This is a genomic window from Stenotrophomonas nitritireducens (assembly GCF_050984405.1).
GTDB classification, from domain to species: domain Bacteria; phylum Pseudomonadota; class Gammaproteobacteria; order Xanthomonadales; family Xanthomonadaceae; genus Stenotrophomonas; species Stenotrophomonas nitritireducens_B.
Genome location: NZ_CP158790.1, coordinates 3,910,122 through 3,928,051 on the forward strand (window position 1 = coordinate 3,910,122; position 17,930 = coordinate 3,928,051).

The 17,930-nt window shown below is 65.4% G+C and carries 14 protein-coding genes; 6 read left to right on the plus strand and 8 right to left on the minus strand.

Going from position 1 to position 17,930, the window contains the following annotated elements; translation table 11 throughout:
- Positions 1-32: 32 nt before the first annotated feature.
- The 4 genes from ABTV91_RS17495 to aceE all read right to left on the minus strand — a co-directional run bounded on the left by ABTV91_RS17495 (position 33) and on the right by aceE (position 6,940).
- Entirely contained in the window at positions 33-389 is a 357-nt protein-coding gene (locus ABTV91_RS17495) for a SymE family type I addiction module toxin (RefSeq protein ID WP_433852581.1), read from the minus strand.
- On the minus strand, positions 386-658 hold the full coding sequence (locus tag ABTV91_RS17500) for an XAC0095 family protein (RefSeq protein WP_433852582.1): 273 nt from the start codon (positions 656-658) through the stop codon (positions 386-388). Before ABTV91_RS17500 ends, ABTV91_RS17495 begins: the two co-directional genes overlap by 4 nt.
- Before the next feature lie 363 nt (positions 659-1,021).
- Positions 1,022-4,093, minus strand: a complete 3,072-nt coding sequence (locus ABTV91_RS17505; protein ID WP_433852583.1) for a metallophosphoesterase — start codon at positions 4,091-4,093, stop codon at positions 1,022-1,024.
- 159 nt (positions 4,094-4,252) lie between these two features.
- The gene (aceE, locus tag ABTV91_RS17510; RefSeq protein WP_433852584.1) at positions 4,253-6,940 is read right to left on the minus strand and encodes a pyruvate dehydrogenase (acetyl-transferring), homodimeric type; all 2,688 of its coding nucleotides are present in this window, start codon (positions 6,938-6,940) and stop codon (positions 4,253-4,255) included.
- Positions 6,941-7,591: 651 nt separating this feature from the next.
- Between aceE and ABTV91_RS17515 the strand changes: the two genes are divergently transcribed.
- Together ABTV91_RS17515 and ABTV91_RS17520 are read left to right on the plus strand one after the other, a co-directional pair.
- Positions 7,592-8,089, plus strand: a complete 498-nt coding sequence (locus ABTV91_RS17515) for a PadR family transcriptional regulator (RefSeq protein ID WP_433852585.1) — start codon at positions 7,592-7,594, stop codon at positions 8,087-8,089.
- A gap of 118 nt (positions 8,090-8,207) precedes the next feature.
- Entirely contained in the window at positions 8,208-8,996 is a 789-nt protein-coding gene (locus tag ABTV91_RS17520; protein WP_433852586.1) for a siderophore-interacting protein, read from the plus strand.
- Between the two features lie 62 nt (positions 8,997-9,058).
- Here the strand turns inward: ABTV91_RS17520 and ABTV91_RS17525 are convergent, their stop codons facing one another.
- Positions 9,059-10,123: a linear amide C-N hydrolase gene (locus ABTV91_RS17525; RefSeq protein ID WP_433852587.1), complete on the minus strand. Its 1,065-nt coding sequence runs from the start codon at positions 10,121-10,123 to the stop codon at positions 9,059-9,061.
- A 178-nt stretch (positions 10,124-10,301) separates the two neighbouring features.
- Here ABTV91_RS17525 and ABTV91_RS17530 point away from each other — a divergent pair, with 178 nt between their 5' ends.
- Both ABTV91_RS17530 and ABTV91_RS17535 read left to right on the plus strand, forming a co-directional pair.
- On the plus strand, positions 10,302-10,610 hold the full coding sequence (locus ABTV91_RS17530) for an I78 family peptidase inhibitor (protein ID WP_433854219.1): 309 nt from the start codon (positions 10,302-10,304) through the stop codon (positions 10,608-10,610).
- 103 nt (positions 10,611-10,713) lie between these two features.
- The gene (locus ABTV91_RS17535; RefSeq protein WP_433852588.1) at positions 10,714-11,115 is read left to right on the plus strand and encodes a hypothetical protein; all 402 of its coding nucleotides are present in this window, start codon (positions 10,714-10,716) and stop codon (positions 11,113-11,115) included.
- A gap of 109 nt (positions 11,116-11,224) precedes the next feature.
- On the opposite strand, the gene ABTV91_RS17540 is transcribed toward ABTV91_RS17535, so the two are convergent.
- Positions 11,225-11,914 (minus strand): YceI family protein, encoded by a 690-nt coding sequence (locus tag ABTV91_RS17540; RefSeq protein WP_433852589.1) that lies wholly within the window; start codon positions 11,912-11,914, stop codon positions 11,225-11,227.
- A gap of 90 nt (positions 11,915-12,004) precedes the next feature.
- Entirely contained in the window at positions 12,005-12,595 is a 591-nt protein-coding gene (locus ABTV91_RS17545; RefSeq protein WP_433852590.1) for a malonic semialdehyde reductase, read from the minus strand.
- Positions 12,596-12,725: 130 nt separating this feature from the next.
- Between ABTV91_RS17545 and ABTV91_RS17550 the strand changes: the two genes are divergently transcribed.
- Both ABTV91_RS17550 and ABTV91_RS17555 read left to right on the plus strand, forming a co-directional pair.
- Positions 12,726-13,700, plus strand: coding sequence for a mitochondrial fission ELM1 family protein (locus tag ABTV91_RS17550; protein WP_433852591.1), 975 nt, complete (start codon positions 12,726-12,728; stop codon positions 13,698-13,700).
- Positions 13,701-13,918: 218 nt separating this feature from the next.
- Complete coding sequence (locus ABTV91_RS17555; RefSeq protein WP_433852592.1) at positions 13,919-14,473, plus strand: queuosine precursor transporter; 555 nt, start codon at positions 13,919-13,921, stop codon at positions 14,471-14,473.
- 663 nt (positions 14,474-15,136) lie between these two features.
- Here ABTV91_RS17555 and glnE read toward each other — a convergent pair.
- Positions 15,137-17,926: a bifunctional [glutamate--ammonia ligase]-adenylyl-L-tyrosine phosphorylase/[glutamate--ammonia-ligase] adenylyltransferase gene (gene glnE, locus ABTV91_RS17560; protein WP_433852593.1), complete on the minus strand. Its 2,790-nt coding sequence runs from the start codon at positions 17,924-17,926 to the stop codon at positions 15,137-15,139.
- Positions 17,927-17,930: the final 4 nt, after the last annotated feature.

The window sequence follows — 17,930 nt, forward strand, 5'->3', positions numbered from 1 at the left end:
TACCTTCGGCTCCCGCTCCGCTTTCCCTCTCCTCACGCCGGTAACTCAATCACCAAACGCCCTTCCTGCGCGGTGATCCGTAGCTTGCTGCCGATGGCGAAGCCAAGCTGCTCCAGCCACAGGCCACTCAGCCGCAGATGCGGCACGGCCTGGTCGCCGCCGTGGTCGTAGGCACCAGCGTAGTGGGTATAACTGACCGTGCATTGCCGGGGCCTGCGTGGGCGGCGGGGTGCACTCAGGCTGCCGGGGCGGGAGGGGAGCGGATCGGGTTGGAGATCGGGTGGCGGCAGGGGCGGCAAGGCGTCGAGGAGCGCTTGAGCGGTTGCCTGCCACGAGTAACAGACGGACTGCTCGCCGGCTGATGCGCCGGAGGCGCGGCGGCGGCTCATGGGGCCTCCTGCGCGTCGCAGGTGGATTGGGCCGGGCAGCGGCACTCGCGCAGGGCGACGTTGATACGCAGGGACAGGCTGCGCAGGCATTGCGCCAGCACGCCGGGCTGGCACAGCAGGTGCGCGGTGAGATCGTGGTTGCCCTGCTCGGTGGCCGCCAGTGCGGCCAGCCGCTGCATGACGTCGCCTACTTCAAGCAGCAGGGCGTGCGCGCCCTCGGGCAACAGGTAGCCCGGCGCGTGGGCCGGCGGGGATGGTGCGGTGTACATGGCAACGCCCTCCTGGAATACGCCAAGTACCGCCGCCCGAAGGCGACGGGATGTCGGGAGGTTCGAAACCGCTAACAGACGGCGGGCGTATTTCCCCGAAGGGTGTTGTATTAGCCGCCCTCCCGACGCAGGCATCGCGTCGGCTTGCGCCCAGGGATGGGCACAAAAAATCCACCGGTTTGTCGGAGGTGGGTACCGCTGTTAGAGGAGTTTCGACGCTCCTTGGGGCGAGAGTGCTACTGCTGCAAAGCGATGTCAAGAGAGATAAACCATCCCCAGGAGTAAGGAAAATCCTACATCCCCAACCATGTAAAGGAAAAAGAAAAGGCCGGGACCCGAAATAACGGTTCCGGCCTCCTTTTTTTACTTGACCTTCTTTCCTGCGTGACTGTAAGTAATCTGGTGCTGCTGACTGAGCGGGATATCTAGAGTCGATGCTATCCACTGCATATCAGACTCTGTAGTTCGGAACATATAAAGCCTCGTCAAGACAAGAAGCTTTATAATTCTGTTCGCTATAAGGTCCGCTCGCTTTTCCGCATACAGATCAGCCAGCAATGCGCGAGGAATCGGTTTTGCAGAATCCAAGACAACGGCAAGCTCAATAATCCTGTAAGAAAACGCCCCTTCACTACCAACATCTCCCCCGCCTCGGACCTCTCTTACAGCATCAGAAATATCAGCAGACAGTTCATCCGAATTGATACTGAGAGCCGCATGACCAATTATGCTAACAGAAATAGACTGCACGATTTCAGCCAGAAACCTTCTGGCCAATTTATCTCTCTGAGCGTGATCAGCACTCTTGCCCGAATCAACAATAGCCTTTCTCACTCTTGCAACCAACTTATCCGAATTACTCCCTATATCACTATAAAACCTACTAAGAGACCTAAGGGATCCATCAAAAAGTGCCTGTAACAACGCCCGTTTCATCGGACGCCTGATAGTGGAATACTGATTCTTAAGTATTTGACCCAGAATTTCAGTAGTCTTAAAAAGCATGACAATCTGAGAAGAAAGGCTTAGGTGGTCGGACGACTCCTCTTTGTCCATAAGGCCATCGCTATCACCCTCAGATTCATCCAACTCATCCAAGTCCTTATTTTTTTTCTCGCGATGCTGCTCAGGGGTACCCCCTTTGTAAACCAACGCCGGTGCATCTGAGATCAGCTCATTAACTTTTACCGTATCCCCATTGAACCGCACCGGGCTAACGCTATCAAACAACTTAGCCATAGAGCCTTTAATTGCATCCAACAGCCAATCACTATTGGAATGATGGGCAAGAAAGAGGATTGTATTTGCATAATCCCTTACATAAAGGTGCCCACAGCATCTGGATACATAGTCCCGTATATGAGGCTCATGCAGATTGGCGCTTAAGTACCTACCCTTCAAGTGATAATACATGTACGGGTATCTAAACTCATACTCCCCACCCGATTCAATAAGTATTCTTGCATTCAATAGAAGTCTAACTTCAGACTCAAACTCTATGCTGAAAAATTCCGCACTGAATCTTTTATTAAAATCACGCAAATCCGCCTTTTCTAGACGCTGAACACCCCTGCTACCAAATTCCCAAGCCAAATAAGTCGCATACTGATAATGCTCCGTTAGCTTTGCGCGACTCACCCCTGCATTCAGAAGCGCCTCCGTCAGGAGGAACTCGTAATAGTGCCCCAGCGAACTCTCTTTAAGATCTGCACTTTTACCAGCATTTATACTCTGCAAAAGAGTTAGCAGATATAGAGGAGCCGATGGAATTAGCGACTTATGCATCGCAGAGGCGATTAGTCTTTCGGCCTTATCGCATTCACTAATTAGATCCGCCCCACTTATACTGTGGCCTATGCCGATCCACCTCTTAACAAGCTCAGACCGCTTGCTATAGCCGAACGGCTGGATCTCGTAGTGCTCCAAGCTTACCAGCTCTTCCGAATTATCTTCCTCTAGTATTTCCTCGATACCAAAATTACCAGAAACGACCACTACCATATGATCCGCGATCTTACGCAAATATCCGAGCACCTGAGCTCGACCAGCTGCATCTAAGACCTTAGACTCATCTATATCGTCTACCAGCACGATCTTCTCGCTTCTCGAGCGCTGAGCAACCGATAAACGATCCTCGTCCATATATTGCGCGCGAATCGCCGAAGAAACGAGGTCATCAATATGACCACTCGAGGCTCGCTTTATCTCGTTCCCTCGAATAAGAATGGGCACAAAACCCTGCTCCAGATAAGACATGAACAGCTGGTACAACAAGCTTGTACTACCTGTCCGTTCATCTGCCTTTAGTATTACCCCATCTCGAGTTTCCGAGGGACTCAAGAGAATCTTAGAGTCAACAAACTTGCGAGTCTTCCCTCTTTCATGAACCTTACGAAGATCAGGATAAACGTAGATATCCTGAAGGGTAATCTGTGAGGTTGCATCAGGGTGAGATATTGCACCAGCGTCTTCCAGCAGTCGACGAAAATCGGGTGAAACCGCCAGCTTCCCGCTTTTTCCGCTTGGCATCTGCCACGTGCGCCCTCCCTCTTGCGGACGATAGAGATCGGCGAAGTACTCAAATCCCGAGTGCCTAACTACCATCTCTTGCAGATCGACTTCCAAGATGAAAAAACCAGTCCCACTTAGATCGCTGGACCCTTCCTGAAGAACACGACCCTCAACATAGATACTTTTCCCGGATTCCGTTTCATCCAACTGTCCCACATTCCCCTCATGCTCGTGCCCGCTGATAAGAACGCTCCCCACGTCTCTTAAAAATTTGCGGAACGGCCTATATATAGAAGACGAGAACCAATTCAAAGGATGGTGAAACGCAATAAACCTAATATCCGAACTTTCCTCCAACACCTGATCTTGATAGCGCGAAAAAGGGAAGAAAAGGTTTTTGTCTTCTTTAATATTTGAAACCCAAGAAACATTTAGAGCATCAAAGACAATTTTTCGTCCTTCTGCCTCAACTGAAACCGTGCGCCAAAGGCGATCCCCAGCCGGACTTTTCCATGTTTCTAAACTATCGCGAAATCGAAAAAACTCATCCTGAATTCGAGTGCAGCTTTTTATTACAGAATCGTCGACGCCACCACCGCCCTGAACGCCGAGGATATTATTTTTTCTAGACTGATTATTCTTTTCAAAGTCGCAGTCATGATTTCCAGGACAAATGAGAAACTCAACATCACACCGAGCCTCTTTTCTAACTGCTTTACGAATCCCATCAAAGAACTTCTTTGCTGCGGCATATTGCTTCTTAGCCCCGGAGAACGCCACATCTCCTGATACGACAATCACAATAAGGCTGGCACTAGGCAAATATGGGTTTAGGGCAGCGGCGATCGCATCCCCTCTTTTCAGAATAGGATCGGAATCCGTCTTTATATGAATATCTGAAAGATGAACAAGTAAAAGCGACATATATCATCCCTGTTATAAAAGCAGAACATCTCTTGCACTTAATTAAATTTGAGATGCGACTGGCGTCCACCCCCATTACATACTTGCATAAGACGCCTATCATGCAAATCCCTAAAAAAAAGGCCCCTTTCGGGGCCTTTAGCTCAAAAGCACGATTCGCTAGACCCCGACAGGATTCGCCTTCTCCGGATCGATGTTGTACTGCTTGATCGCCCGGGCCACATCCTTCGCGGTCATCTTGCCGTCCTTCGCCAGCGCCGCGATGGCGGCGTGGGCGATGTAGTAGCGGTCCACTTCGAAGAAGCGGCGCAGGTTGGCGCGGGTGTCGGAGCGGCCGAAGCCGTCGGTGCCCAGTACCGAGTAGGTCATCGGCACGAAGGCGCGGATCTGGTCGGCGTAGGCGCGCACGTAGTCCGTTGCGGCGATGGCCGGGCCCTGGCGGCCTTCCAGCAGTTGGGTGACGTAGGGCTTGCGCTGTTCGGCTTCCGGGTGGAGGCGGTTCCAGCGCTCGGCGTCGAAGCCGTCGCGGCGCAGTTCGTTGAAGCTGGGGCAGGACCAGATGTCGGCGGTGACGCCGAAGTCCTTGTCCAGCAGTTCGGCCGCGGCGATGGCTTCGCGCAGGATGGTGCCGCTGCCCAGCAGCTGCACGCGCAGTTCGCCCTTCTTGGGCTTGCCGGCGTCGGTGAGCAGGTACATGCCCTTGATGATGCCCTCGGCTGCACCTTCCGGCATGGCCGGGTGGGTGTAGTTTTCGTTCATCAGGGTGATGTAGTAGTACTCGTCGATCTGGTCTTCCATCATGGCCTTGGTGCCATGCTGGAGGATCACGGTGACCTCGTAGCCGAAGGTGGGGTCATAGCTGCGCACATTCGGAATGCCGCCGGCCACCAGGTGGCTGAAGCCGTCCTCGTGCTGCAGGCCTTCGCCGTTGAGCGTGGTGCGTCCAGCGGTGCCGCCGAGCAGGAAGCCGCGGGTACGCATGTCCGCCGCCTGCCAGGCCAGGTCGCCCACGCGCTGGAAGCCGAACATCGAGTAGTAGATGTAGAACGGCAGCATGGGCACGTTGCTGACCGAGTAGCTGGTGCCGGCGGCCATCCACGAGGCGATGGCGCCCGGCTCGCTGATGCCCTGCTGCAGCACCTGGCCGCTCTGGTCTTCGCGGTAGTACATGAGCTGGTCGGCGTCCACCGGCTTGTACTTCTGGCCGTAGGGGGCGTAGATGCCGATCTGGCGGAACAGGCCTTCCATGCCGAAGGTGCGGGCTTCGTCGGCGACGATGGGCACCAGGCGCGGGCCCAGTTCCTTGTCGCGCAGGCTGATGTTCAGCGTCTGCACGAAGGCCATGGTGGTGGAATAGGTGCGCTCGCCCGAATCCTTGAGCAGGCGCTCGTAGGTTTCCAGCTTGGGGGCGTTGAAGGATTTGTCGGCCTTCTGGCGGCGCTGCGGCAGGTAGCCGCCGAGCGCGGCGCGGCGCTCCTGCAGGTACTGCACTTCCGGCGAATCCGGGCCCGGGTGGTAGAACGGCACCTGGCCGTCCTTGAGCTGTTCGTCGGTGACCGGGATGTTGAAGCGGTCGCGGAAGTGGCGCACCGCCTCGTCGTCCAGCTTCTTGGTCTGGTGGGTGGGGTTGAGCGCCTCGCCGGCGCTGCCCATGCCGTAGCCCTTGACCGTCTTGGCCAGGATGACGGTGGGCATGCCCTTGGTGTTCACGGCCTGGTGGTAGGCGGCGTACACCTTGTGCGGGTCATGGCCGCCGCGGTTCAGGCGCCAGATGTCGTCGTCGGACAGGCTGGCCACCATGGCGGCGGTTTCCGGGTACTTGCCGAAGAAATGCTCGCGCGTGTACGCGCCGCCGAAGGCCTTGCAGTTCTGGTATTCGCCGTCGACGGTTTCCATCATCAGCTTCTTGAGGACGCCGTTGGTGTCCTTGGCAAGGAGCGGATCCCAGTAGGAGCCCCACAGCAGCTTGATGACGTTCCAGCCGCCGCCGCGGAACACGCCTTCCAGTTCCTGGATGATCTTGCCGTTGCCGCGCACCGGGCCGTCCAGGCGCTGCAGGTTGCAGTTGACCACGAAGATCAGGTTGTCCAGACCTTCGCGGCCGGCCAGGGCAATGGCGCCCAGGGTTTCCGGCTCGTCGCTCTCGCCGTCGCCGATGAAGCACCACACCTTGCGGTCGGACTTTTCGATGAGGCCGCGGTTTTCCAGGTAGCGCATGAACTGCGCCTGGTAGATGGCCGCCAGCGGGCCCAGGCCCATCGACACGGTGGGGGTCTGCCAGAAGTCCGGCATCAGCCACGGGTGCGGGTAGGAGGACAGGCCGCCGCCGTCCACTTCCATGCGGAACTTGTCCAGCTGCTGCTCGCTGATGCGGCCTTCCAGGAAGGCGCGCGAGTAGATGCCGGGGGCGCTGTGGCCCTGGATGAACAGCAGGTCGCCGGGGTGGGTGTCGCTGGGGGCGCGCCAGAAGTGGTTGAAGCCCACGTCATAGAGCGTGGCGCCGGAGGCGAAGGAGGCGATGTGGCCACCCAGGTCGCCCGGCTTGCGGTTGGCGCGCACCACGGTGGCCATGGCGTTCCAGCGGATGATGGAACGGATGCGCCATTCCAGTTCGGCGTTGCCGGGGCTCTTGGCCTCCAGCTGCGGCTCGATGGTGTTGACGTATTCGGTGGTGGGGGAGAACGGCAGGAACGCGCCCGAACGACGGGTCAGTTCCACCATGCCTTCCAGCAACTGATGCGCGCGCTCGGGGCCCTCGACATCGATAACGGCCTTCAACGACTCGATCCACTCCTGGGTTTCCAGGGGGTTCGGGTCGTTGTTCAGCACTTCATTCAACCAGTTCATTGGCGCTCCCAGTTACGGCACGCACGCGCGCGCTTGTTCAGTAGTTTTGAGCCGCAAAGTGTAGCGCACCCGCCCGCCCGCGAAGCTGGCTACGGCTGCGTATGGCCTTGCGGATTGCGGTGTCTGGCGGACAGGACGCGACAACCCGATGGCCGCGGGCGGGACAGCGGCGGACAGGCGCGGCGCCCTGCCCCCCTTGCTCTGGAGCGCTGTCCGTGGAGCGGAGCTGCGCGCCGTTGAGGCATTGCCGATCAAGCGCCACCGGTGACACCCCGCATCACGGAACACCGTGTTCCCCGATGCGGGGGCCACCAGGGAGCGCTGCAGGCCGTAGATGCGGGACTCGCGCCGCCCGGTGAAGCCCGTGCCGGGCAAGCCCGGCACCTACGGCGCCTTTACCCGATCCCAATTACCCCGTGAATGCGGCGCTTGCCGCGCGCATGGAGCCATCTTGTAGATGCGGGGCTCGCCCCGCATGAGGCCTTGCCGGCGAAGCCGTGCCGGGCAAGCCCGGCACCTACGGGTGCGCTCGCACATCCGTACTCCGTGAACGCGGCGGATCAGCGCGATGACGGCCCGGCGGCGCCTGACCGGTTTGCGCCTGCGCTTTTTTCGATATATCGTTTCGCCCACATTCGATATATCGAAACCATGACGCCCGCGCCGCCCCCGACCTCCCGTCAACGCCCCGCCACGCGCCCGCTCGGCCGCGGCGACCTGCGCCTGCTGCTGTTGTCGCTGCTGGGGCAGGCGCCACGCCACGGCTACGAGCTGATCCAGCTGGTGAGCGACATGTTCCTGCGCGTGTACACGCCCAGCGCCGGCTCGGTGTACCCGCTGCTGGCCGATTTCGAGAAGCAGCGTTGGGTGGCGGCCGAGGAGGACGGCGGCCGCAAGCGCTACCACATCACCGCGATCGGCCAGGCGCAGCTGAAGCTGCGCGAGGCCGACGTGGAAGCGGCGCAGCTGCGCGCCCGCCACAGCGCGCGGGTGATCGCCCGCGCCAACCAGCCGCCGGCGGTGCGGGAGGCCATGCACCGGCTCAAGCAGGCGCTGGTACTGCGCAACGGCCGCTGGGAGGACGCCGACGCCGAACGCATCGCCGCCCTGCTGGACCAGGCCACGGCGCAGATCCGGCAGCCGACGTAACCCGTATTCCCATGTCCGTCGTGTAGGAGTGACTTCAGTCGCGAAAGGGCTTCACCGGTAAAGCCACATCGCGACTGAAGTCGCTCCTACGGATGGATACCCCCACCTGGAGTCCCCCATGCCACATGAAAACCGCACCCTCCGCCTCACCCCGCGTTTCCGCCAGCTGCAGGTACTGCGCAGCGAGCGCCTGACCCCGCACATGCAGCGCATCGTGGTGGGCGGCGCCGAGCTGGAAGGCTTCGAAAGCCCGTCGCCGGACGACCACGTCAAGCTGTTCTTCCCCAACGCCGACGGCGCGTTCGTGCTGCCGGAGCTGACCGAGCAGGGGCCGCGCTACCCGGAAGGGCAGGCGCCCTCGCCCGCCCGCGACTACACCCCACGCCACCACGACGCCGAAGCCGGCGAGCTGGTGCTGGATTTCGTGCTGCACGGCCATGGCGTGGCCTCGAGCTGGGCGGCCAGGGCGCAGGTGGGCGATGCGCTGGTGGTGGCCGGGCCGCGCGGCTCGCATCTGGTGGCCGACGATTACGACGCGTACGTGCTGATTGGCGACGAGACCGCGCTGCCGGCCATCGCGCGGCGCCTGGCCGAGCTGCCGGAACATGCGCAAGCCGAGGTGCTGATCGAGATTCCCGAGGAAGGCGACCGCCAGCCGCTGCCCAGCGCCGCGCAGGTGCGGGTGTCGTGGCTGGAGCGCAACGGCGTCGACGCGGCCAGCAGCACGCTGCTGGAGGATGCGCTGGTGGATTTCGAAACGCCCGATGGCGATGCGTACTACTGGATCGCGCTGGAATCGCGGCGCGCGCGCATGATGCGCAAGTTCGTCGAAGGCCACCTGCAGGTGCCGAAGGACTGGATCCGCGCCACCGGTTACTGGAAGGCGCATCCGGACGAGGCCGAGTGAGCCGTGGCCGCGAGGGCCGCTTCAACGCCATGCGGTGAAGCGGCCCCTGGGCCGGCGCGGTCCTACACGCCGAGGAAGCGGAACGGTTTGGCGGCCTTGAACCGGGCGTTGGCCTCGCCGGCGTAGATCGTGCGCTGGTACTGGCCCAGGTCGAGCCGTTGGGTGGTGCCGCCCTGCGGCGAGAAGTCGATCTTCTTCAGGTCCACCCAGAATACGTTGGGCGCCAGCGCCGATTCGAAGAAGTACAGGCCGCGCTTCTGGTCGGCCACGGTGCGCCAGCGCGTGGAGGAAATATTGGGCTGGCCCGGGGTGGTGATGCCGTAGGGCACCGACACGTTGCGGATCACGCTGAAGGCCGAGGCGATGGCCTCGACCGGGTCCTCGGACTTGGGGATGGCGCTGACGTAGAACGAGGCGCGGGCGAAGCGGTCGGCGGCGCGGTTGGTGCCCGGCAGCATCACCGTGCCGCCGATTTCGCGCCAGTACGCATTGAGCGCCAGCTGCTGCTCGAAGACCGGCGAATTGGTCATCACCTGGTAGTCGCGGCTGTGGTGGATGACCTGCCGGCCCTTGATGTACTCGATGATGGCGCTGTCGCCGCTGGCGTCGGAGAGCGACAGGTGCAACGTGGCCAGGCGCTGCTCGCCGGGCGGGCTGTCGGTGATCAGGGTGAACGGTTCTTCCGCCAGCGCCTTCACCGCTTCGTCGACGCTGGCGAAGTTGTCGAGCATGTACTGCGTCCATGCCGAGATGCTCAGGCCCGGTTTGCCGCTGTCGCGGTCGGGGTATTCGGATTCGGCCAGCCACAGCAGGTTGGCGACCAGGCCGGCCTCGTTCATGCCGTCGGTGGTGGCGATGTCGTAGGCGCTGGCGATCACGCTGCCGTAGCGCGAGGTCCATTGCAGCGAGTGCGGGCCGGCCTCGCCGGTGCGCGCGATGCCGCGCGGAAAGATCCACAGGTGGGTGCCGGTGTCGACCTTGTAGTCCATCGAGCGGCCGGTGATCACCTCGCCGTTGGCGCCGTGGTAGACGAAGCGGGTGCAGGCGTCGGCCTCCCGCGCCAGTCCCAGGCCGCCGACAACCAGAGCGATGCAGGCGGCGATGAGCGATTTCCCCGGATTGTTCATGACCAGACTCCTTGTCCGTTCGCTTGCCGATGATGGCGGGCCAAGCCTAGCAATCCGTTTGCGCCGCGCGGTGACGAAAACGCCGGCCTCACGCCCGCAACGTGACCCGTATCACCCGCGCGGCCTCCGGCAATGGTGGCTGCTATGCTTTCGGCGGTCCCTCCGGTCGCCTGCCATGATGCCTTCTCTTTTCCGCCGTTTCCGTCTTCCCGCCACCGCCGTGCTGCTCGCCACCGGCCTGGGCGGCTGCCTGACCACGCCCGGGCCCACGGTGTCCGGCGATGGCCGCTGCGATGCCTCGCAACTGCAGTGGGCGGTGGGCCAGCCTGGCGACGAAGCGAACATGCGCCGGCTGTCGCGCGAGAGCGGCGCGGGGCTGGTGAACCCGATCGGCCCGGCCACGATCGTCACCCAGGACATCCGCCAGGACCGCCTGCGTGTGTTCCTCGACGCGCACAACATCATCACCGCGGTGCGCTGCGAATAAGCTGCCGGCAGCAATAAGGAATGACGAAGGCCCGCCCATGGCGGGCTTTCGCGCATGGGCGATGCGACAATCGCGCCCCGATCAAGACGGAACAGGCGGCAACGTGGCCAAACTGACGATGGCGATGCTGGAAACCCTGCGCGAACGCGTGACCGACGACGGCCGCTGCGATGTGGTGCTGGCGGGCTTCGAGCGGCCGCAGGCACTGCGCGGGCCGCTGCGTGCGCTGGTGCAGGCGCAGCAGCAGCTGCTGCAGGCCGAGCACGAGGTGGCGCAGGTGGCCGACGTGCTACGCCGCGACCAGAAGTACGCGCCGGCCGGGCGGCCGTCGATCCATATCGTGCAACTGCGCAAGCAGCAGGCCGCGGCGAAGCAGGTGATGCTGATCGCGCGGCAGCGGCTGGCGCAGGTGGCGCAGACCTTCGTGCAGGCCAGCGGGCTGGCGGTGAAGGCGAAACAGTCGCCCAGCGAGGCGGTGGCGGCGTGGCTGCAGGCGCTGCGCTGAGGCTGGACCACGGCACGGCCGATTTGCCGCAGTCCCAACGAAACGCAGAAGGCCCGCCAATGGCGGGCCTTCTGCTTGTTGCGTGCGGGCGGCGTGCCCGGCGCGCGGATTACTCGGCCTTCGGGATCGAGGCTTCGGTGGTGATGCGCACCTTGACCTCGTCGCTCACGGCCGGGGCGTAGGCGCCCACGCCGAAATCGCTGCGCTTGAGGGTGGTGGTGGCGTCGAAGCCCACCGACGGCACCTTCAGCATCGGGTGCTCGCCGGCGCCGTTGACGGTGACGTCCAGGGTGACCGGCTTGGTGGTGCCCTTGACGGTCAGGTCGCCGGTGACGGTGAGCTTGTTGGTGCCGGCCGCTTCGACCTTGGTGCTCTTGAAGGTGGCGGTGGGGAACTTGGCGGCGTCGAAGAAATCGGCGCTGCGCAGGTGTTCGTCGAACTTGGCGGTGAAGCTGTTCAGGCCGGCCAGCGGCAGGGTCACTTCGACGCTGGACTTGGTCACGTCGGCGGCGTCGTAGACCAGGGTGCCGTCGGCCTGGCCGAAGTGCGCGGTCGGGTTGGAGAAGCCCATGTGGCTCCACTGCACCAGCACGTCGGTGTGGGTCGGGTCGAGCTTGTAGGTGCCGGAGGCGACTTCGATCGGCGCCACTTCCGGGGCGGCCGGGGCCGCGGCTTCGGCCGGGGCGGCGGCGGGGGTTTCAGCCGGAGCGGCCGGGGCAGCGGTATCGGCCGGCTTGGAGCAGGCGGTGATGGCGGCGGCCAGGGCCAGCGGGAGCAGCAGCTTGGTGACGGTGGACATGGGTGTCTCCTGTGGATGCGGATGAGAAGGCTGGAGCGGTTTCAGCTTACCGGCGTCCGGTGCAGAACGGACGCCGGGTGGGAACGACGGTCAGGCGATGCGCGCAGCTTCGTCGAAGGACAGGCGCGGCAGGCGCGGGAACACGCCGGCCGGGTCGCCGTAGCCCAGGTTGACGAGGAAGTTGGACTTGATGGCGGTGCCGGCGAAGAAGGCCGCGTCGACCTTGGCGTTGTCGAAACCGGACATGGGGCCGGCATCCAGCCCCAGCGCGCGCGCGGCCAGCATCAGGTAGGCGCCCTGCAGGCTGCCGTTGCGGAAGGCAGCTTCGTGGCGGCCTTCGCGCGGGCCGTCGAACCAGGACTTGGCGTCGGTGTGCGGGAACAGGTACGGCAGCTTTTCGTGGAAGTCCTCGTCGTAGCCGACGATCACCGTGACCGGCGCGGCCATCGTCTTGGCCAGGTTGCCCTCGGAGAGCGCCGGGGCCAGCTTCTGCTTGGCCTCGGCCGACTTCACGAACACGAAGCGCGCCGGCGTGGCGTTGGCCGCGGTCGGGCCCCACTTCAGCAGGTCGTACAGCGCGCGCAGCTGGCTGTCCTCGACCGGGCGGTCCTGGAAGGCATTCTGGGTGCGTGCGGTGCGGAACAGCTGATCGAGCGCGGCATCGGCAAGAACATCAGACATGGAAACTCCGTGATGGATTGGCTACGGTCATGGCCTTGTGCGGGAAAGCCCCGGACAATGCCACCGCAACAGAGGGCGCAGTGTAGGGCGTCGCGACTGTTGCAACACCAGGCCTCACTGAAACGAATTAATGCCACACGCGAAACGATCGACGCTTCCCTGGACGATCACCGACGGCCGCGCCGGCAATGTGCGCCAGGCCGTGGCGTTGGCATCGGCGCTGCGCCTGGGCGGGCAGCAGCGGCTGCAGCTGGAGCCGCGCGCGCCGTGGCGCTGGCTGGCGCCACGCCTCCTGCCCGGCGCCGCGCGCGGCTTCGGCGAGACGTTCGAGCGCCTGGCCACCGGGCCGGCGCCGACGCTGGCGATCGGCTGCGGCCGCCAGGCGGCCGGCGCGCTGCGCGTGCTTGGCCGGCGGGGCACGCGCACGGTGCAGATCCTCGACCCGCGCATCGCCGCCCGCCACTGGGACCTGGTGGTGGTGCCCGAACACGACCGCCTGCGTGGCGGCAACGTGCTGACCCTGCTGGGCAGCCTGAACCCGGTGACCGACGACTGGCTGGCCTGCGGCCGCGCCGCCTTCGCCAGCTTCGAGCAGTTGCCCGGCCCGCGCACCGCGCTGCTGGTGGGCGGCCCCACCGACCACGCGCCGTGGCAGCAGGAGGACATCGTGCCGCTGCTGGCCGAACTGGCCGCGCGCATCCGCGCCGAAGGCGGCAGCGTGCTGGCCACCACCTCGCGGCGCACGCCGCGGCCGGTGACGCAGGCGCTGCTGCGCGCCTTCGACGACGTGCCCGGGGTGATCTGGAGCGACGGCGGCGACGGCAGCAACCCCTACGCCGGCCTGCTGGGCTGGGCCGACCGGGTGCTGTGCACGCCGGATTCGGTGAACCTGCTGTCCGAGGCCTGCGCCACCCGGGTGCCGGTGGGCGTGCTGCTCGGCCACCGCGCGCAGGGACGCATGCTGCGGTTCCAGCGCGCGCTGCGCGAGCGCGGGCGCCTGCTGGACGGGCTGGACGCACTGCAGGCCGACCCGCCGCAGGCCATCGAACCGCTGCGCGAGACGCCGCGCATCGCCGCCGAGGTGAAGGCGCGGCTGGGACTGTAGTTCCCGTCCCCGCAGAAGCACACATTTGTGCGCGAGGGATTTCCCGGTGAAGCTCCATCGCGCACAAATGTGCGCTCCTACAGGGGACGCCAAGGCCGGTGAAGCCCCATACAGGGCCGCCGTTTACAATGGCCGCCCGTCGCGCCTGCCGGTTCCGGCCGGGCCGCCTCCCTTCCCGCTCCCCGCAGCGCCTCCGGCGTTGCCGCCCGCCGTCCGCCATGTCTCCGCATCCGTCGATCCGTTTCGCCCCGCTCACCCCGCTGTCGCTGCTGCTGGCCGTGCTGGCCATGGGCGCGGTGGTGCTCGGCTCGAACGTGCTGGTGCAGTACCCGATCAACGACTGGCTGACCTGGGGCGCCTTCAGCTACCCGGTCGCGTTCCTGGTCAGCAACCTGATCAACCGCCGCTTCGGCCCGCAGGCCGCCCGGCGCGTGGCCTGGGCCGGTTTCGCGGTGGCGGTGGTGCTGTCGGTGTGGATCGCCACGCCGCGCATCGCGGTGGCCTCGTGCATGGCCTTCATCTGCGCGCAGCTGCTGGACATCACCGTGTTCGACCGGTTGCGCAGCGGCAACTGGTGGCGCGCGCCGTCGGTGGCCACCACCTGCAGCGCGACACTGGACACGGCGATCTTCTGGTCGATCGCCTTCGCCGGCTCGTCGCTGCCGTGGGTGAGCTGGGCGGTCGGCGACTGGCTCGTGAAGCTGGGCATCGGCCTGTGCCTGTTGGTGCCGTTCCGCGCGCTGCTGTGGAAGATGGCGCCGGCGCGGTCGTAAGCCCGCGCGTGATGATCCCTTCTCCCTGCGGGAGAAGGTGGCGCGAAGCGCCGGATGAGGGCAAGGGCGGAGCCGCATGCGGCCGGTTGTCGTCAGGCTTCGCCCGTCCCCTCACCCCAACCCCTCTCCCGCGGGGAGAGGGGCTCTCAGGCTCCGGGCTCGAACGACAGGCCCTGCGCTATCGCCGCGCCCTTCTCCCTGTGGGAGAAGGTGGCGCGAAGCGCCGGATGAGGGCGAGGGCGAAGCCGCATGAGGCCTGGTGTTGCCGGGCTTCGCCCCTGCCCTCACCCCAACCCCTCTCCCGTGGGGAGAGGGGCTCTCAGGTTCCCGGCTCGAACGGCAGGCCCGCGCTATCGCCACGCCCTTCTCCCTGCGGGAGAAGGTGGCGCGAAGCGCCGGATGAGGGCGAGGGCGAAGCCGCATGCGGCCTGGTGTTGCCGGGCTTCGCCCTTGCCCTCACCCCAACCCCTCTCCCGACGGGAGAGGGGCTCTCAGGTCCCGGCTCGAACGGCAGGCACTGCGCTTTCGCCGCGCCCTTCTCCCTGCGGGAGAAGGTGGCGCGAAGCGCCGGATGAGGGCGAGGGCGAAGCCGCATGCGGCCTGGTGTTGCCGGGCTTCGCCCCTGCCCTCACCCCAACCCCTCTCCCATGGGGAGAGGGGCTCTCAGGTTCCCGGTTCGAACGGCAGGCCCTGCGCTATCGCCGCGGCGGTGATCGCCGCGCAGGCGGTTTCGATTTCCGGGGTGGGCACGGTGATGCGCGGGCGCCGGTCCAGGGTGCAGGACAGTCCGGCATCGAGCAGGGTGGCATGGGCGGCGTGCAGGGCGCTGGTGGTTGCGGCCGGCAGCCAGCCGCTGGCGGCCAGGGCGTCGATCAGGCGCGGGGTTTCGCGCGGTCCGCATAGCGCCTGATCGCTCGCCGCGCCGGCCAGCACGCCGGTCTGCAGCAGGAACTCCAGGTCCACCAGCCCGCCGGCGCCCTGCTTGAGATCCAGCCGCGCCGCATCGCTGCGGTCCAGCTCGGCGCGCATGCGCGCGCGCATTTTCAGCACGTCGCCGAACAGGGTGTCCGCGTCGCGCGCGCGGCCCAGCGTGGCGGCGCGCACCTGTTCGAAACCGGCCAGCAGGCCGGCATCGCCGGCGACGCCGCGGGCGCGCACCAGCGCCTGGTGTTCCCAGGTCCAGGCGCGCTCGCGCTGGTAGTCGGTATAGCTGGCCAGCGAGGACACCAGCGCGCCCTTGCCGCCATCCGGACGCAGGCGCACGTCGATGTCGTACAGGCGGCCGGCGGCGGTGACCGCCGACAGCAGCGCCATCACCTTCTGCGCCAGGCGCGCGAACCAGCGGCTGCTTTCCAGCGGGCGGGCGCCGTCGCTTTCCTCGGCATCGCGCGGGTGGTCGTACAGGAACACCAGGTCCAGGTCCGAACCGAAGCCCAGTTCCAGCCCGCCCAGGCTGCCGTAGCCGATGATGGCAAAGCGCCCGCCGGGCACCTGCCCGTGCGCGGCGGCCAGGTCGGCGTGCGCCATCGCCAGCACGGTGTCCACGACCGCGTCGGCCAGCTGCGCGAGCTGGCGCGTGCAGTCCACCGCGCGCTGGCGGCCATCGTGGAAGGCCAGCGCCATGCGGAAGCTCAGCGCCAGCCGCACTTCGTTGAGCGCGCGCAGCGCGGCTTCGGGATCGTCGATGGCCAGCGCCGCGGCGCAGGCCTGGCGCATCTCCTGCGCCTCCGGCAGCGGGCCGGCCACGCGCGTGTCCAGCAGTTCGTCCAGCAGCAGCGGGAAGGCCACCAGCCGTTCGGACAGCAGCGCGCTGCGCGCCAGCACGTTGACCAGCCGGGTGAGCGCGCTGGGTTGTTCGTCCAGCAGCGCCAGGTAGCTGGTGCGGCGCAGGATCGCCTGCAGCAGGCCGAGCACGCGGCGCAGCGCGGCGTCGGGCTGCGGCGAGCGGGTGGCGGCGTGCAGCAGCGCCGGCAACACGCGGTCCAGGCGCGCGCGCGCGGCATCGGACAGCGATTTGACCCCGAGCGACTGTGCGAATTCGCGCAGCGACTGGTCGGCGCCGTGGGCGTCGGCGAAGCCGGCCTCGGCCAGCACCGCCGCGTCGCCGCCGCCGGGCAGCACGCGCCAGTAGCTGGACAGGGCATCCGGCGCGGCCTGGCCACGGCGTGGCGCCAGCAGCGCGGCGAATTCGGTGCCCACGCGCTGGCGCTGTTCGTCCAGCGCGGCCAGCAGCGCGTCCCAACCGGAATAACCCAGGCCCAGCGCGATGCGCGCGCGGTCGTCCGCATCGGCCGGCAGGCGATGGGTCTGCGCGTCGCGCAGCATCTGCAGGCGGTTCTCCAGCCGGCGCAGGAAGCGGTAGGCCGCAACCAAGGTGGCGCCGTCGGCAGTGTCCATCTGCCCGGAATCCACCAGCGCCTGCAGCGCCGGCAGCAGGCGCCGCTCGCGCAGCGCCGGCTCGCGGCCGCCGCGGATCAGCTGCAGGGCCTGGGCGAGGAATTCGATCTCGCGGATGCCGCCCGGCCCACGCTTGATGTCGTCGAAGCGGTCGCTGCGCGCGACCTCGGCGGTGATGGCCGCCTTCATCTCGCGCAGGCCGTCCAGCGCGGTGTAGTCCAGGTAGCGGCGGTAGACGAACGGGCGCAGTGTTTCCAGCCAGGCCTCGCCGGCGTCGATGTCGCCGGCCACCGCGCGCGCCTTGATCCACGCATAGCGCTCCCAGTCGCGGCCCTCGCGCTGGAAATACTGGTCCATGCCGGCGAAGGACAGCGCCACCCGCCCGGCGCTGCCGAACGGGCGCAGGCGCAGGTCGACGCGGTGGCAGAAGCCGTCGGCGGTGGTCTCGTCCAGCAGCCGCGCCAGGCGCTGGCCGAGCCGGGCGAAGTATTCCTCGGCCGCCAGCGGACGCGCGCCGTCGGACTCGCCGGCCTGCGGGTAGGCGTAGACCAGGTCGATGTCGGACGAGAAGTTCAGCTCGCCGCCGCCCAGCTTGCCCAGCCCGAACACCACCAGCCGCTGCACGCTGCCGTCGTCGGCGCGCACCACGCCGTGGCGCTGGGCGAATTCCTGTTCCAGCGCGGCCAGCGCCAGCTGCAGGCAGTCCTCGGCCAGCCGGGTGGCGCCGCGCAGGGTGGCATCGACGTCGTCCAGGTCGTTGACGTCGCGCCAGACCAGCCGCGTGGACGCGGCGGCACGGTAGCGGCGCAGCTGCACCGGCCAGGCGCTGGGCTGCAGCGGGTCCAGTTCCGGCAGCGGCAGCGGATCGCCCTGGTCCAGCCGCACCAGCAGCTCCGGCTGCCGGCACAGGGTATCGATGGCGAAATCGCTGGCCAGCGCCAGACGGCGCAGGCCGGCCTCGAACGCGGGCGTCTGCGGCCATTGCGCCGGATCCGGCGCGGCCAGCTTCAGGCGGGCGATGGCGCGATCAAGCACCGGGGCCAGGGAATCGGACATATCA

Bases quoted from the DNA above. Each gene is read 5' to 3' on its own strand.
- ABTV91_RS17505 (WP_433852583.1), bottom strand. From the start codon at position 4,093: ATGTCGCTTTTACTTGTTCATCTTTCAGATATTCATATAAAGACGGAT.
- aceE (WP_433852584.1), bottom strand. From the start codon at position 6,940: ATGAACTGGTTGAATGAAGTGCTGAACAACGACCCGAACCCCCTGGAA.
- ABTV91_RS17515 (WP_433852585.1), top strand. From the start codon at position 7,592: ATGACGCCCGCGCCGCCCCCGACCTCCCGTCAACGCCCCGCCACGCGC.
- ABTV91_RS17555 (WP_433852592.1), top strand. From the start codon at position 13,919: ATGTCTCCGCATCCGTCGATCCGTTTCGCCCCGCTCACCCCGCTGTCG.
- ABTV91_RS17525 (WP_433852587.1), bottom strand. From the start codon at position 10,123: ATGAACAATCCGGGGAAATCGCTCATCGCCGCCTGCATCGCTCTGGTT.
- ABTV91_RS17495 (WP_433852581.1), bottom strand. From the start codon at position 389: ATGAGCCGCCGCCGCGCCTCCGGCGCATCAGCCGGCGAGCAGTCCGTC.
- ABTV91_RS17540 (WP_433852589.1), bottom strand. From the start codon at position 11,914: ATGTCCACCGTCACCAAGCTGCTGCTCCCGCTGGCCCTGGCCGCCGCC.
- ABTV91_RS17520 (WP_433852586.1), top strand. From the start codon at position 8,208: ATGCCACATGAAAACCGCACCCTCCGCCTCACCCCGCGTTTCCGCCAG.
- ABTV91_RS17530 (WP_433854219.1), top strand. From the start codon at position 10,302: ATGCCTTCTCTTTTCCGCCGTTTCCGTCTTCCCGCCACCGCCGTGCTG.
- ABTV91_RS17550 (WP_433852591.1), top strand. From the start codon at position 12,726: ATGCCACACGCGAAACGATCGACGCTTCCCTGGACGATCACCGACGGC.
- glnE (WP_433852593.1), bottom strand. From the start codon at position 17,926: ATGTCCGATTCCCTGGCCCCGGTGCTTGATCGCGCCATCGCCCGCCTG.
- ABTV91_RS17545 (WP_433852590.1), bottom strand. From the start codon at position 12,595: ATGTCTGATGTTCTTGCCGATGCCGCGCTCGATCAGCTGTTCCGCACC.
- ABTV91_RS17500 (WP_433852582.1), bottom strand. From the start codon at position 658: ATGTACACCGCACCATCCCCGCCGGCCCACGCGCCGGGCTACCTGTTG.